Genomic DNA, 14,789 nt, shown 5'->3' with positions numbered 1-14,789 from the left:
GAGGCTCGCCACCCCGCACGCGGTCGGGGCTACCGCGCACGGCGAGCCGGTCCGGAGGGGGCGTGGATGGCACTTACCGACGACGCGATCGCGAGGATCCGCGGCATGATCTCCAGCGGTGAGCTGCCCCCGGGCGCGCGGCTGCCACCGGAGCCGCAGTTGGCGGCGCAGATGGGCCTGTCGCGCAGCGGTGTCCGGGAAGCGGTGAAGGTGCTCGAGTCGGCCCGGGTGCTCGACGTGCGCCGCGGCGACGGGACGTACGTGACGAGCCTCGCGCCCCGGCTGCTGCTGGAGGGCCTCGGCGTCGCGGTGGAGCTGCTGCGCGACGACACGCTGCTGGAGGTCATGGAGGTACGCCGGATGTTGGAGCCGGTGGCGACCGGGATGGCGGCGCTGCGGATGACCGACGCCGGCCTCGACGAGCTGGCCCGGATCCTGGAGGACATGCGCGCGGCGGCCGGCGACGCCGAGAAGCTGATCACCTTCGACACCGCCTTCCACCACACCGTCGTGGCGTCGACCGGCAACGAGACGCTCACCTCGCTGCTGGACGGGTTGTCCGGCCGCACCCTGCGGGCCCGGGTGTGGCGCGGCCTGATCGAGGCCAACGCCGCGCACACGACGATCGACGAGCACCACGCGATCTACCTCGCCCTGCGGTCGCGGGACCAACTGCTCGCCCAGGCCAGCGCGCTGCTGCATGTGAACACCTCCGAGGCGTGGTTGCGTACGGTGCTGGCGGCCAAGGCGGCGGCCGAGTGAGGCGCGGCGGCGTGTGGTCACGCCGGTGACCCCAGGCGGTAGGTCCGCACGGCGGTGCCGGCGAAGATCTCCTGGCGGTCCCGGGTCGGCAGCGGCGGCAGCGCGCTCTCCAACGCCCGGCGCACCCCCGGATAGTCGGACCGCAGCAGGCAGACCGGCCAGTCCGAGCCGAACATCAGACGATCCGGGCCGAACTCGTCCACCGCGACGTCGACGAAGGGCGCCAGGTCGGCCGGTGCCCAGCCCGGCGTGGCCTCGGTGACCAGGCCGGACAGCTTGGCGGTGACGTTGGCGTTCGCGGCGAGCGCGGCGAGCGGGTCGCGCCAGCTCCGCAGCCCCGCCGCGCCCTGGTCGATCCGGGGCTTGCCGAGGTGGTCGAGCACGAGGCGCAGCCCGGGGACCGCGCGCGCGGCCCGGGCCGCCGCCGGCAACTGGTCGGCGCGGATCACCAGGTCGAACGCGAGGTCGGCGGCGGCGACCTCGGCGAGACCCCGCAGCACCTCGGGGCGGTCCAGATAGTCCGGGTCCGCCTTTCCCTGCACCTGGGAGCGCGCGCCGACGAGGAACTCGCCCCCGCGCAACCCCCGGTAGCGCGCGACGGTGGCCGCGACGTCGTCGGCCGCGACGTCGAGCCAGGCCACCACGCCGAGGATCGGCGGCGTGTCGGCGGCGTACCCGAGGAACTCGGGCGCCTCGTCGCGGTGGCACCGGCCGCCCTCGACAAGCACGGTGCCGTCCACGCCGGACGCGCTCAGCTCGGCGGTCAGGTCCGCCGGGGTGAAGGGACGGCGGATGGCGTCCAGCCCGGGCCCGTCGAGCCAGTCGTACCCGTGCTCGGGCCGCCACAGGTGGTGGTGCGCGTCGATGATCACGTGCGGGCCTCCTTCGCCGCGGCCCACCGCGCGCCGTCGGGGAACCGGTACGCGGCCCGCGAGGCGGCGAGCATCTCCGCGCTCATGCCCGGCGCCCGGGGCGCGTGGTAGCGGCCGTCCCGGACGACCACCGGGTCGGCGAAGTGCTCGTGCAGGTGGTCGACGTACTCGATGGCCCGGTCCTCGGTGCTGCCGCTGAGCGCGAGGAAGTCGAACATGGCCAGGTGCTGCACCAACTCGCACAGCCCCACCCCGCCGGCGTGCGGGCAGACCGGCGCCCCGAACTTCGCGGCGAGCAGCAGGATCGCCAGGTTCTCGTTGACGCCGGCGACCCGGCAGGCGTCGATCTGCACCACGTCGACGGCGCCGGCCTGCAACAACTGCTTGAACATCACCGCGTTGTGCGCGTGCTCGCCGGTGGCGACCTTCACCGGCGCCAGGGCGGTGCGGACGGCGGCGTGCCCGAGCACGTCGTCGGGCGAGGTCGGCTCCTCGATCCAGTACGGGTCGAACGGCGCGAGCGCGCGCATCCACCGGATCGCCTCCGGCACGCCCCAGACCTGGTTGGCGTCGACCGCGATGCGGACGTCCGGCCCGACGGTCTGCCGGGCGATGCCCAGGCGGCGGACGTCCTCGCCGAGGTCGGCGCCGACCTTGAGCTTGATCAGGCGGAATCCGGCGTCGACCGCCTCCTTGCAGAGCCGGGCCAGCTTGTCGTCGTCGTAACCGAGCCAGCCCGGTGTGGTGGTGTAGGCCGGGTAGCCCTCGGACAGCAGCCGGCGCTCCCGCTCGGCGCGTCCGTCCCGGGCGGCCCGGAGCAGCCCCAGCGCGTCCTCCTCGGTGAGGGCGTCGCGCAGGTAGCGGAAGTCGACCTGCGCCACCACCTGTTCCGGGGTGAGGTCGGCGAGCAGCCGCCACAGTGGCTTGCCGGCGCGCCGGGCGGCGAGATCCCACACCGCGTTGACCAGGCCGCCGGCGGCCATGTGCACGACCCCCTTCTCCGGGCCCAGCCAGCGCATCTGGCTGTCGCCGACGAGCCGGCGGGCGAGCGCGCCGGGGTCGGCGAGGAGCCGGTCGACCGGCTCACCGACCACCATCGGCGCGAGTGACCGCAGCGCCGCGACCACGAGCTCGGTGCCCCGCCCGACGGTGAACACCAGGCCGTGACCCTCGGCGCCGGCCGAGGTGCGCAGGAGCAGGTAGGCGGCCGAGTAGTCGGGGAAGGGGTTCATCGCGTCCGACCCGTCGCGCTGGCGGGACGTCGGGAACCGTACGTCGATGGCTTCTACGGACGTGATGCGCTCGCTCAACGGGTCTCCTGGGGTCGGACGGTCTCAGGTCTGTGCCTTGCCACCGGTGATGCGGGAGACCACCAGGGCCACCAGGATGACGGTGCCGTTGAGGAAGTTGGTCCACTGCGCGGGCACCCCGGCCAGGGTCAGCACATTTATGATCATGAAGAGCAGCAGGACGCCGGTGAAGGCGCCGAAGACGCTGCCCCGGCCGCCGTTGAGGCTGACACCGCCGATCACCGCGGCGGCGAAGACCTGGAAGATCGCGCCACTGCCCTGGGCGGCCGGCACCGCCGCGAGTCGACCGCTGATCAGCAGACCGGCCAGCGCGGCGAGGACACTCGCCACGATCAGGGCGATCCACAGCACCCGGTCGGTGCGGATGCCCGCGGCCCGGGCCGCATCGGTGTTGCCGCCGATCGCGTAGAGCGCCCGACCGGCGCGGGTGAAGCCGAGGACGACCACTCCGGCGGCGAACAGCAGCAGCGACACCCAGATGGACGCCGGCACCCCGAGCCAGGTGGTGGAGCCGAGGTACGTCATCGACTCCGGCAGCGCGAAGAAGGTCTGCCCGCCGGAGATGCCGGTGAGCAGGCCGCGCAGGACGATGAGCATGCCCAGCGTGACGACGAACCCGTTCAGCCCGAAGCGCACGATGAGCAGCCCGTTGAACGCGCCGACGAGCGCGCCGACGAGCAGGACCACCGGCACCGCCCAGGCGCCGGGCAGCAGATCCAGCCCCAGCCCTCGGGTGAGCGCCGGGTCGACGGTCAGCCAGGCCGCGATGCCAGGCGCGAGGCCGAAGGTGGACTCCAACGACAGGTCCATCTTGCCGGCGATCAGCACGATCGTCTGGGCGAGGACCACGATGGCGATCTCCGACATGCTCTGCAGCACGTTGATGATGTTGTCGGGGCTGAGGAAGACCGGGCTGACGACCCACCCGACGATCGCGACCGCGACGATCGCCGGCACCAGGGCCAGGTCGCGGAGCCGGGCGACGGCCAGGCTCCGCGACGAGGGCGTCGGTGGCGACGCCGGCGGGGCCGGGGACGGGGTGGCGGCGGACAGCGTCTCAGACATGGTGGAGATCCACCCCTTCCATGGCGGCTACCAGGTCGTTGTCGCTCCAGTCGTGCGCCAGCTCGCCGACCACCCGGCCCTGGAACATGACGAGCACGCGATCACAGATCCGCAGGTCGTCGAGTTCGTCGGAGACGACGAGCACGGCCGCGCCGCGCCGGCGTACGCCCTCCACCACCCCGAGCAGCGTCTGCTTGGACCGCACGTCGACCCCGGCGGTCGGGGTGATGAGGACCAGCACCTTCGGCTCGCTGGCCAGGGCCCGGCCCATGACCACCTTCTGCTGGTTGCCGCCGGACAGGTCGGCGACCGGGACGTGCGGCCCGCCCGCCTTGACCGCCAGGTCGGCGATGGTCCGCCGGGCCAGCGCGTCGCGCCGCTCGGGGGAGATCAGCCCACGCCGGGCGATGCGGTCCGGCACGGTCATGGTGACGTTCTCCGCGATGGACAGCGACGGCACCAGGCCCTCCCGGTGCCGGTCCTGCGGCACCAACCCGACGCCGGCGGCGAGGGCGTCGGGCACACTGCCCGGCCGCACCGCGCGCCCGTCGACGTGCACCGTCCCGCCCGCGCGCCGGGCCAGCCCGACGATCGCCTCGGCGGCCTCGACCTTGCCGCTGCCACCGCCGCCGGCGAGACCGACCACCTCGCCGGCCCGGGCCTGCACCGACAGCTCGACGCCGGAGGCGGTGACCAGGTCGCGCACCGACAGGCGCACCGGCGCGTCGGCCGGCAGCGGCCGGTGGTCCGCCCGGGGCAACGTCACGTCCTCGCCGGTCATGGCCGCCACCAGCGCCGGGCGGCTCAGCTCGGCGACCGGCGCGGTGACGATGTGCCGGGCGTCGCGGAAGACCGTCACCTGGTCGCAGATGTCGTAGATCTCCTGGAGGTGGTGGCTGATGAACAGGAACGTGACCCCCTGGGCGCGCAGGTCCCGGATCCGGGTGAACAGCCGGCTGATGCCCGCGGCGTCGAGCTGCGCGGTCGGCTCGTCGAGGATGATGAACCGGGCGCCGAAGGAGAGCGCCCGGGCGATCTCCACGAACTGCCGTTGCTCCACCGACAGGGTCGAGGCGGGCCTGCGGACGTCCACCTCGACCGACCACGCCGCGAGCGTCCGCTCCGCCTCGCGGCGCAGGCGCGACCAGCGGATCAGCCCGTCCCGGCCTCGCGCGTGCCGGTTGAGGAACAGGTTCTCCGCGACGGTGAGCGTGGGGATGATGGTGGACTTCTGGTAGACGCAGGCCACCCGCCGCCGCCAGGCGTCGCGGTCACCGAGCGGCGGCGCGGGGCGGCCGTCGAACGCCACCGCCCCGCCGTCCGGGGCCTGCAACCCGGTGAGGATGCCGACGAGCGTCGACTTGCCGGCCCCGTTGCGCCCGACCAGCGCGTGCGTCTCACCGGCCCGGACCACGATGCCCGCGTCGGACAGGGCGACCGTCGAGCCGAAGCGCTTGGTGACGCGTACCGCCTCGACGACGGGCCGGCGCTCGCCTACCGGCCCGTCGTCGAGAGTCCGCGGGTCGGCGTTCATGCCTGGTTGCCCCACAGTGACCGGTCGTCGAACTTCAGCGTGGGCTGACCCCCGACCGGGGCGCCGTCGAGCGTCACGAGCGGCGCCGGGAGCTGGTCCTCCAGCAGCCCGTCCCGGACCTGGATGATGGTGCTGTCGTGGTCGGTGGGGCCGGGCTGGAACGTCTTTCCCTCGATCGCCGCCCGCACGTACTCCAGCCCGTACTTCGCGTACAGGTCGGCCGGCTGGCTGACGGTGGCGTCGATCAGCCCCTTGCCGATGTTCGTCAGCTCCTCCGGGATGCCGTCGTTGGAGACGACGAAGACGTGCTTCGGGTCGGTCGGCGGCACCTGGAGGCCCCGCTGCTTGAGGATCTGGAGCGTGCCCGACAGCGCGAACGACGACTGCATGTAGACGCCCCTGACGTCCGGGTCGGAGGCGAACCGGGTCTGCAACTTCGTCGCGGCCACGTCGGCCTTCCAGTCGGTGGCCTCGCCGAACACGGTGATGCCCGGGAAGTCCTTGCGCATGCACTCGCCGAACGCCTCGGTGCGGTCCCGACCGTTGATCGAGTCGAGGCCGCCCTGGAGCATCACGACCTTGCCCTTGCCACCGAGCTTGGTGCCGAGGAACTGGCAGGCCCGGGTGCCGTAGGCGCGGTTGTCGGCGCGGACGACCATGAAGACCTTGCCGGTGTCCGGCCGGGTGTCGATGGTGACCACCGGGATCTTCTTGCTCTCCAGCTGGCTCAGCGTCGGCGCGATGGCGGCGGTGTCCTGCGGCGCCATCACCACGCCCCGGACGCCCTGGCTCATGAACGTCTGGGCGTTGGAGATGAGGTTCGCGATGTCGTTCTGCGAGTTGGTGGTCTTCAGCTCGACCTTCAGCTCGGCACCGAACTGCGGCACATATCTGATGTACGAGTTCCAGAAGTCGGTGTCGGAGCGCGGGTAGTCGACGCCGACGAGGGGACGGGAGCCGTCCGATCCGCCGCCGGTCGTGCGGTCACCGCAGCCGGCCGCGGACACGACCGACGCGGCGAGCATCAGTGTCAGGCCCGCGCTCAGGAGAGCCCTACGGGTCATGGTGCTGCCTCCATCCTCCGGGGGAGTCGTCACGCGGTTCAGACGGCGGTGATCGTCCACTGCAGGTTGGCGCTGCCGTCCCAGGTCCACTGCTTGACCGGGGACCCGGAGGCGACCTGGCCGCCACCGTCGAGCACCAGGCCGGTCGCCCGGTTGGCGATCCGGTACCGCCCGTTGCCCTGGTCGGTGAGCTGCCACTGTTGGGTGTTGCCGCCGTTCCACGGCGCCTGTGCGGCGGCGACGCCGTTGCCGGTGCGGCCGAAGCCGTCGACGACCATGCCGTTGGTCCGGTTGACGATCCGGTGGTAGCCGGTGCCCAGGTCGACGAGCTGCCACTGAAGGTTGGGGCTGCCGTCCCAGCTCCACTGCTTGAGCGTGGACCCGGAGGCGACGTTGCCGCCGCTGTCCAGCGCGAGGCCGTTCGTCACGTTGGTGATCCGCCGCCAGGTGGTCGTGCTGCCGCCGCCCAACGCCGGGATCGGGCCGTTGAAGGTCAGCTTGAGCACGTACGCGGGCGCGCTGAACGGCGCCGCGGCCGAGGGCAGGGTGATCCGCAGGCCGCCGGTGTCCTGGCTCCGGGTGGGCAGGTTGACGTAGCTGCCGGCGGTGGACCCGAGCAGTTGCACGCCGGCCAGGCTGCTCAGGTCGATCCGGTTCGAGGCGAGCGTGGTGATGGTGACCGTGCTGCCCGGCCAGCCGAGCACGGTGGCGTACAGCACCCGGTTGTCCTTGCTGCGGGTGAACCGGATGTCCTGGGCGGTGCCGGCCCGCGGCGTGCTGAACGATCCGCCGCCCATCTGGGTCGGGCCCTCGCCGTACGTGGTCCAGGCCCGGGTGGCGTAGACGGACTCGCCGAAGCGGGCCAGGTAGTCGCCGATGCCGAGCAGGACGGTGCGCTGCCCGGCGGGGATGGTGCCGTCGGCCATCGGCGCGATGTTGAGCACCATGTTGCCGTTCTTGCTCACCCGGTCGAGCAGCGAGTGCAGCATCTGGTGGAGCGAGTAGTAGCCGATCCCCACCGTGTAGCACCAACTGGAGCTGCTGATGCTGTCGTCGGTGAGCCAGTAGGGCTGGCGCAGGGCGGCGGGACCGCCGCGCTCGTAGTCGAAGACCGTGCCGCCGAGGTCCAGGCCGTCCTTGTAGGTGGCGACGACCTCCTTGTCCCACGCCACCGCCCGGTTGTAGTAGTAGGCCAGGAACCGCAGCCGCTGCGCCTCGCTGATCCGGGTGAGGTTGAAGTCCTGCCAGATCATGTCCGGCTGGGCCTGGTCGATGACCTCGCGCAGCTTGTCGTACCAGAGCTGCTCCTGCGCGGCGGTGCCGAGCTGCCCGTAGAGCTTGCGCAGGCTGGCGTCGGACTGTTGCGGCGCCCACTGGTAGAACCCGGTGAAGTTGTACGCGTGGTGCATGGCGACCATGACCTTGAGGCCACGCGCGCGGATCGCGTCGGTGTGCAGGCGGAGCAGGTCGAGGCGGGGGCCCTTGGCCACCGAGTTCCACTCGTTGACCTGGCTGTTCCACATGGAGAAGCCGTCGTGGTGCTCGGCCACCGGGCCGGCGAAGCGCGCCCCGGCATCGGCGAACAACTGCGCCCACTCGTTCGGGTCGAAGTTGCCACCGGCGGACTTCAGCTTCGGGGCGAACTGGACGAGGTTGCCGGCCTTGTCGCGGGCTCCGTTGATGAAGTTGTGGTACGGCCAGGCAGACGGGTCGCCGTAGACGGCTTTGTGGTGGTTGTTCTCGTTCGAGCCGTTGTTGTACATGTTGCGCGGGTACCACTCGTTGGCGTACGCCGGAACGCTGAACGCGCCCCAGTGGAAGTAGACGCCGAACTTGGCGTCCTGGAACCATTCCGGCGCGGCCGGGTGTTGGCCGACCGACGCCCAGGTCTCGGCGTAGGAGGACGGGCCGGGGATGGCGGCGGCGGCGGACCCGGGGCGGAGGACGCCGCCGACGGCGATCGCGGCGCCGCTCGCGCCGAGGGCGGTCAGAATCGAGCGACGGGGGTAGTGCGGACGGGACATGGGGATCCCTCCAGAACACGGTGATGGTGTCTCAGACATCAGACGTTAAGCGTTTCCGGCAGGTAACGTCAATGATGGATTGAGGGAAAAGCCCGGTCATACATCTTATGTCTCACCGGTGAGCTGGACCATCGTGGTTAACGTTAACATCGACGATTCTAAAAGCATCGGAATCGGGCTCGTCGACGCGTCAGCGACTCCGCACGGTCGTCAGGTCCGCGAGCCCGGAGATGGTGAGCAGCGGCTCCAGCAACGGGCCGGCGACGAGCGCGATGCGCTCGGCGTGCGGGAACAGCACGGCCAGGCCGGCGCTGTCCAGATATTCGACCTCGGTCAGGTCCACCACCAGGGGCTTCCCGTCGGGCCGTAGGGCGTCGTCGAGCGCGGCGGCGAAGGAAGCCGCGTTGCTCAGGTCGATCTCGCCGACCGCGATCAGCACGCGCGCGCCATCGGGACCGCTGCTTGTGGTGAGCTTCAGGGCCGTGCTCATCGGATGATCCTTGCCTGCATGTCGACGGTCGTGCCGGTGGCTCCCGGCGTCACGGTGATGCTGTCCATGAGAGCACGCATGAGCGCCAGCCCCCGACCGCGACTCGGGTCGGCGGGCCGGTTCTGCTCCCGCCAGTGCCCGCTGTCGGTCACGCTCAGCCGCAGCGCGTCGGCGGTGGCGGCGGCGCGCAGCCGGATCCGGCCGCCGGGGCTGTCCCGGTGGCCGTGCTCGATCGCGTTGGCGCACGCCTCCCCGGCGGCCACCAGCACGTTGTAGGAGTACGCCGGCGCCAGCCCGCACCGGTCCAGCCACCCGCGCAGCGCGGTGCGGACCTCGGCCAGACGGGTCGACTCGGCGGGGAAGTCCAACTCCAGCGGACCCGGATGACGGTAGAGGAGCAGGGCCACGTCGTCGTCGTACCCGCCCGCCGGGGTGAGCCGCTCCATCACCTCGGTGGCCAGGGCCTCGACCGGGATGCTCCGACCCTCCTGGATCGCGGTGGTGGCCCGGTCGATGCCGGCGGTCAGCGGCTGGCGTCGGCGCTCGACGAGACCGTCGGTGTAGAGCATGAGCGTGGCCCGGGCCGGCACGACCGTCTCGGCCTCCGGGCGTTCCCGCCCGGTACGCACCGCGAGCGGCCGGGACCGACCCTGGTCGAGGAACCGGGGCGTGCCGTCGGCGTGCACCACGATGGCCGGTGGGTGCCCGGCGCTGGAGTAGCGCAGCAGCCCGGTGGCCGGGTCGAGGACACCGCAGAAGACGGTGGCGCACTGCGCGCCCGGCAGCAGGGCGGCGAACCGGTCCAGAGCCATCAGCGTCGGGGCGGGGCTGGCGTCCTGGAGCAGCAGCGCCCGACAGGCGCTGCGCAACTGCCCCATCACGGTGGCGGCCCGGAGGCCGTGGCCGACACAGTCGCCGACCACGATGCCGATCCGCCCGTCGGGCAACTCGACCGTGTCGTACCAGTCGCCGCCGACCTTGAGCGGCAGCGTGGCGGGGGAGTAGCGCACGGCGAAGCCGGCCGGCAACCGGGCCGGTCCGAGGATCGCCCGTTGCAGCGCCAGCGCGGTCTCGCGCTGCTGGTCGATCTGGTGCACGCGGTGCAGGCCCTGACCGAGGTGGCCGGCGAGAAGCGCCAGCAACGTCTGGTCCTGCTCGGTGAAGGGCCGCTTCTCACCCAGGTCGATCCAGAGCCCCATGGTGCCGTACGGGTGCTCCACCGCGATGCCGGCACCGTGCGCCCGGGTCGCCACCGGAGTCAGCAGCGGCGTGTCCCGCAGCGCGAGCAGCGCCTGCCGGCGCTCGTCGGGCAGCGACTCCCAGCGCAGCGCGGGGTCGGTGGCGAGGACCTCGGGCACGGCGGCGTCACTGAAGACGGCGGTCACCACGCCGGCGGCCCGCCACAGCTTGCGCATCTCGTCCAGCGCCCCGTGCAGGGCGTCGGCCAGGTCGTCCGCCCGGGACAGGCGCACGCTCAGCCCGGCCAGGGCGGTCTCGCGTTGCACGGCGTAGTGCTCGGCGGTCACGTCGCGGAACGTCCCCACGATCACCCGGCGCCCGGTGTCCGGGTCGTCGACCTGGTTGAACGCCGCCGCGGTCCAGAGCCGGTGCCCGTTGCGGTGGGTCACCGGGATGGTGTAGCTGCCCCGGGGCTGGCCGATCAACTCCGAGAACGCGGCGGACACCTGACGGTGCGCCTCGGGCTCGGCGTCCGGGTCCGGCCACCACGGCTGCACCGGCCGGTACGGAAGACCCTCGGGACCGTAGCCCAGGATGTCGGTGAACGCCGCGTTGATCTCGACGACCGAGCCGTCGGAGTCGCAGACGAAGAACGCCTCCTGCAACGAGTCGACGAGCGCGGTGCGCCAGCGGGCGTGGTGGTTGCGCAGCCGGGCCAGCTCCACGTTCGCCCGCACCCGGGCCAGCAGCTCGGCGGCCGGGAACGGCTTGACCAGGTAGTCGTCGGCGCCGGCCTCCAGCCCCTCGATCGCGGCCTCCTGCCCGGCGCGGGCGGACAGCAGCAGCACCGGGGTGCCGGCCGTCCGGGTCTCGGCGCGCAACGCCGACACCAGTTGCAGGCCGTCGAGCCGGGGCATCATCACGTCGCTGACCACCAGGTCGGGCGTGTTGGTACGGGCGGCGTCGAGCGCGGCCTGCCCGTCCGCCACGGCCTGCACCCGGTGGCCGGCGGAGCGCAGCAGGCGGGTGAGATATTCCCGCATGTCGGCGTTGTCGTCGGCGATCAGGACCCGGGCCGGCGCCTGCCCGGGCATCGCCGGTGTCGGCCCGTCGACCGGCGGCGGGTCCGCCGGGACCATCTCGGCGGTCGGGTCGTCGGGCAGCCAGCGCAGCGCCTCCTGCACGAACGGCTCGGCGGACACCGTCGGCCGACCCGGGGCGGCCGGGGTGATCGCGTCGCCGGGCAGGTGGGCGGCGCCGAACGGCAGCCGGACCGTGAACTCCGTGCCGCGACCGGGCGCGCTGGTGGCGCTGATCGTGCCGCCGTGCAGGCCGATCAGCTCCTTGACCAGCGCCAGGCCGATCCCGCTGCCCTCGTCGGAGCGGGCCCGGGCGTTCTCGATCCGGTGGAACCGCTCGAACAGCCGGGGCATCTCGTCCTCGGCGACGCCGATGCCGGTGTCGACGACCCGCAGCACGGCCTGCCCGTCCTCGGCGCGCAGCACCACCCGTACGGCGCCGTGGAAGGTGAACTTCAACGCGTTGCTGAGCAGGTTGAGCACCACCTTCTCCCACATGGCCGGGTCGATGTGCACCGGCTGGGGCAGGGGCGGGCAGTCGACCTCGAACGCCAGGCCGGCGCGCTCGATCGCGGAGCGGAAGGCGCTGGCCAGGTCCGCGGTCACCGCGGCCAGGTCCACCGGCTGGTAGCGGGCCTGCATCCGGCCGGCTTCGATGCGGGAGAAGTCGAGCAGGCTGTTGACCAGCTTGCCCAGGCGCAGCCCGTTGCGGCGGATGGCCTCCAGCTCCTCGCGGACCGGCCCGTCGGCGTCCCGCAGCCGGCCGCGCAGCTCGTCCACCGGGCCCATGATCAGCGTGAGTGGGGTGCGGAACTCGTGGCTGATGTTGGAGAAGAACGCGGTCTTGGCCCGGTCCAGCTCGGCGAGTTCCTCGGCCCGCCGCTGCTGGGCCTGGTAGCTGCGGGCGCTGGCGATCCCGGTCGCCACGTGCCCGGCGGTCAGCTCCACGAACCCGCGGTAGCCGTCGTCGAGGGCCCGGTAGCGGTTGAGCCCGGCCACCAGGAAGCCGTACGGCGTGCCGCCCTGCTGGCGCAGCGGCACCAGCAGCGCCTCGGTCGGCGGGTCCGGCCAGCCGCCCGTCGGCAGGCCGGCGAACGCGTCGCCGTCGAGCGGCACCCGGACCGACTCCCCCTCGGTCAGGGCCCGGGCCGGCCAGAGCGCCCCGGGGTCGTCCGGCGACAGCGTCGCCGGGGCCGCCGGGTGATCGGCGGCGACGCCTGTCGCCTCCGCCAGTCGCGCGTCGCCGTCGTCGCCGAACAGGTACGTCAGCGTGAACGGCAGATCCTGCGGGTTACGCGCCAACTGGCGGCCGGCGAACGCGAGCGTCTCCTGCTCGGTGCGGATCACGCTCGGGTCCGAGCCGAGATCCCGCAGCGTGGCCATCCGCCGCTCGCCGATCACCCGCTCGGTCTCCTCGCTCACCACGCAGAGCATCCCGACCAGGGCGCCGTCGTCGTCGCGCAGCGGGCTGTAGGAGAACGTGTGGTAGGTCTCCTCACGGTAGTCGGAGCGCTCCAGGAACAACAGCAGCCCCTCGTCCCAGGTCGCCTCGCCGGTGCGCAGCACGGTGTCGATGCGCGGGCCGATGTCGTCCCAGATCTCCGCCCACACCTCGTTCGCCGGTCGGCCCAGCGCCCACGGATACTTGCGGCCCAGCGTGTCGCGCCGGTAGGCGGCGTTGCAGAAGAAGGTCAGCTCCGGTCCCCAGGCCATCCACATGGGGAAGCGGGAGGACAGCAGGATGCGTACCGCCGTGCGCAGGCTGTGCGGCCAGTCGCCGGGCTGCCCCAGCGGGTGGGCCGACCAGTCGACCCGGGCCAGGTCCGGGCCGATCTCACCGTCGACGGCGAACACGTCGGCACGTGCCCGCGGGTCGGTGCCAGCGCCGGTCATCGCCTGAGTCTCCCTCACCGTCTCGGGTCGTGCCCAATCAGCTCTCCGGGTGGGTCTTGCCCCGACGGCGTACCCGCCATGCCGCCGGCCGGCGTCGGGAGTGCCACAGTTCGGCCGTGCGGCCGGAGCGGCGGCCCGCTCGCGGACGTCCCCGCTGGCCGGGCGGGCCGCGCGGGCGCGTGGCTACCGGTCGGGCGGGTAGAGGGCGGCGGTGAGTTTACGGCTGCGGGTGCGGTGGCCGAGCACGTCGGTGCTGTCGACGAACTGGTCGATGGCGCCGGTCAACGGCAACGCGCGCAGGGCGGGGTCCTCGATGGCGTTGATCAGCGCCCGGGCGAAGCGTTCCGCGTGCAGGACGCGGAAGGGCCGGCCGTGGAAGTGCCGGGTACGCGGGTCGACCGGCGCGGTCAGGCCGAGGTCGTTGTGCCGGGCGGCGATGGTCTCGTAGGCGGTGACGAGGTGGCGCTCGCGGTCGCGCCAGTTGTCGGCGCCCAGGGCGGCGGCCAGCGTGGCGGCGAGCTGGTCGTTGTCGGGGAGGCGGGCGAAGGCGGTGCCGAGCCACTTGCTGTAGGGCGGGTAGGTCCGGTCGATCAGCAGGCGTAGCCGCATGAGGTCGCGGACGAGGCGGGCGGCCACGACCGCCGAGCCCAGTTCGTCACCGACCTCGCCGCAGCGGCCGACGAACGGTTCCTCCTGGCTGACGCGCTGCCACTGGCAGGCCAGCACGTAGCGCCACACGTCGTCGGGATACCAGGCCAGCGCGCGTCGCGCCGCGGCCAGGACGCCGAGTCCGTCGTGGTGCACGGCGCCGGCGGTGACCTCGGCCAGGGTCTGGGTGGGAGTGGCAAGCCAGTCCTCCGGTGTGACGCCGCTCAGCGGGTCGAAGCCGAGGTGGCCGGTCAGCCAGTCGCCGAACTCGGCGATCACGACGCCGTGCTGGACGGGCCCGGTGGTGTGTCGCAGGTGCCGGGTGCCGTGCCCGGTGCGGACCAGGCTGGTGGGATAGCCGGCGATCGTGGCGGGCAGCCGCTCGCCGAGCAGGTGGTCGACCCGGGCGCCGTGGCGGGCGAGGTCATCGGCGGTGAGGAACAGGTGCAGTCGCGGACCCCAGTCGTGGTCGGTGGACCGCCGGGTGTCGAAGCCGAGGACCTCGGACCCGGTGCCGATCAACGCCGCGCTGTAGGTGAGGTCGGGCAGGTGACGAGAGAACAGGGGCCGGACCGCGTCGTCGTGAAGCCGGCGGGACAGCTCGACGCCGGGCATGAAGTCCACGGGCACGCTCGGCATTCTCGCAACGCGGACCGGCTGCCGGTGACGGATTTTCGCCGCTCCTCGTCGGAGGCCGACCGCGCCGCACACGGCAAGGCCGCGCCGCACACGGCAAAGGCCGCGCCGCACACGGCAAAGGCCGCGCCGCACACGGCAAAGGCAGGGAGACCACTCCCTGCCACCTCTAACGTATATCGCACCCCGGGTCTTGCGGCAAGACCCGGGTGGTGCCGCAGAATCGTCGGCCG

Annotated in this window: 10 protein-coding genes; 1 reads left to right on the top strand and 9 read right to left on the bottom strand. The window is 72.6% G+C overall.

The window, feature by feature from the left end; translation table 11 throughout:
- Positions 1-66 precede the first annotated feature (66 nt).
- Entirely contained in the window at positions 67-762 is a 696-nt protein-coding gene (locus O7613_RS12530) for a FadR/GntR family transcriptional regulator (protein WP_281588513.1), read from the top strand.
- A 17-nt stretch (positions 763-779) separates the two neighbouring features.
- Here O7613_RS12530 and O7613_RS12525 read toward each other — a convergent pair whose 3' ends face one another.
- From O7613_RS12525 to O7613_RS12485, 9 genes are all read right to left on the bottom strand, one after another.
- On the bottom strand, positions 780-1,634 hold the full coding sequence (locus tag O7613_RS12525; protein ID WP_282293976.1) for an amidohydrolase family protein: 855 nt from the start codon (positions 1,632-1,634) through the stop codon (positions 780-782).
- Positions 1,631-2,944: an enolase C-terminal domain-like protein gene (locus O7613_RS12520; protein ID WP_282293975.1), complete on the bottom strand. Its 1,314-nt coding sequence runs from the start codon at positions 2,942-2,944 to the stop codon at positions 1,631-1,633. The genes O7613_RS12525 and O7613_RS12520 overlap by 4 nt, the downstream gene beginning before the upstream one ends.
- 24 nt (positions 2,945-2,968) lie before the next feature.
- Entirely contained in the window at positions 2,969-4,009 is a 1,041-nt protein-coding gene (locus tag O7613_RS12515; RefSeq protein WP_282293974.1) for an ABC transporter permease, read from the bottom strand.
- Positions 4,002-5,543 (bottom strand): sugar ABC transporter ATP-binding protein, encoded by a 1,542-nt coding sequence (locus tag O7613_RS12510; protein ID WP_281588522.1) that lies wholly within the window; start codon positions 5,541-5,543, stop codon positions 4,002-4,004. The genes O7613_RS12515 and O7613_RS12510 overlap by 8 nt, the downstream gene beginning before the upstream one ends.
- The gene (locus tag O7613_RS12505; RefSeq protein ID WP_282293973.1) at positions 5,540-6,607 is read right to left on the bottom strand and encodes a sugar ABC transporter substrate-binding protein; all 1,068 of its coding nucleotides are present in this window, start codon (positions 6,605-6,607) and stop codon (positions 5,540-5,542) included. Before O7613_RS12505 ends, O7613_RS12510 begins: the two co-directional genes overlap by 4 nt.
- Before the next feature lie 38 nt (positions 6,608-6,645).
- On the bottom strand, positions 6,646-8,631 hold the full coding sequence (locus tag O7613_RS12500; RefSeq protein ID WP_281588526.1) for an alpha-L-fucosidase: 1,986 nt from the start codon (positions 8,629-8,631) through the stop codon (positions 6,646-6,648).
- Between the two features lie 190 nt (positions 8,632-8,821).
- Positions 8,822-9,121 (bottom strand): STAS domain-containing protein, encoded by a 300-nt coding sequence (locus O7613_RS12495; protein WP_281588528.1) that lies wholly within the window; start codon positions 9,119-9,121, stop codon positions 8,822-8,824.
- Positions 9,118-13,272 carry a SpoIIE family protein phosphatase gene (locus O7613_RS12490; protein ID WP_282293972.1) on the bottom strand — a complete coding sequence of 1,385 codons (4,155 nt, stop codon included), beginning with the start codon at positions 13,270-13,272 and terminating at the stop codon, positions 9,118-9,120. The genes O7613_RS12495 and O7613_RS12490 overlap by 4 nt, the downstream gene beginning before the upstream one ends.
- Positions 13,273-13,455: 183 nt before the next feature.
- Positions 13,456-14,559: a DUF4037 domain-containing protein gene (locus O7613_RS12485; protein ID WP_282293971.1), complete on the bottom strand. Its 1,104-nt coding sequence runs from the start codon at positions 14,557-14,559 to the stop codon at positions 13,456-13,458.
- Between the last annotated feature and the right edge of the window lie 230 nt (positions 14,560-14,789).

This window comes from Micromonospora sp. WMMD975, assembly GCF_029581215.1.
Taxonomy (GTDB): domain Bacteria; phylum Actinomycetota; class Actinomycetes; order Mycobacteriales; family Micromonosporaceae; genus Micromonospora.
The sequence above is the reverse complement of the archived record's forward strand: the minus strand, read 5'-3'. Positions and strand labels throughout refer to the sequence as shown.

Excerpts from the sequence above, each read along its gene's own strand:
- O7613_RS12530 (WP_281588513.1), top strand. The coding sequence starts at position 67 with ATGGCACTTACCGACGACGCGATCGCGAGGATCCGCGGCATGATCTCC.
- O7613_RS12515 (WP_282293974.1), bottom strand. The coding sequence starts at position 4,009 with ATGTCTGAGACGCTGTCCGCCGCCACCCCGTCCCCGGCCCCGCCGGCG.
- O7613_RS12510 (WP_281588522.1), bottom strand. The coding sequence starts at position 5,543 with ATGAACGCCGACCCGCGGACTCTCGACGACGGGCCGGTAGGCGAGCGC.
- O7613_RS12505 (WP_282293973.1), bottom strand. The coding sequence starts at position 6,607 with ATGACCCGTAGGGCTCTCCTGAGCGCGGGCCTGACACTGATGCTCGCC.
- O7613_RS12500 (WP_281588526.1), bottom strand. The coding sequence starts at position 8,631 with ATGTCCCGTCCGCACTACCCCCGTCGCTCGATTCTGACCGCCCTCGGC.
- O7613_RS12495 (WP_281588528.1), bottom strand. The coding sequence starts at position 9,121 with ATGAGCACGGCCCTGAAGCTCACCACAAGCAGCGGTCCCGATGGCGCG.
- O7613_RS12490 (WP_282293972.1), bottom strand. The coding sequence starts at position 13,272 with ATGACCGGCGCTGGCACCGACCCGCGGGCACGTGCCGACGTGTTCGCC.
- O7613_RS12485 (WP_282293971.1), bottom strand. The coding sequence starts at position 14,559 with ATGCCGAGCGTGCCCGTGGACTTCATGCCCGGCGTCGAGCTGTCCCGC.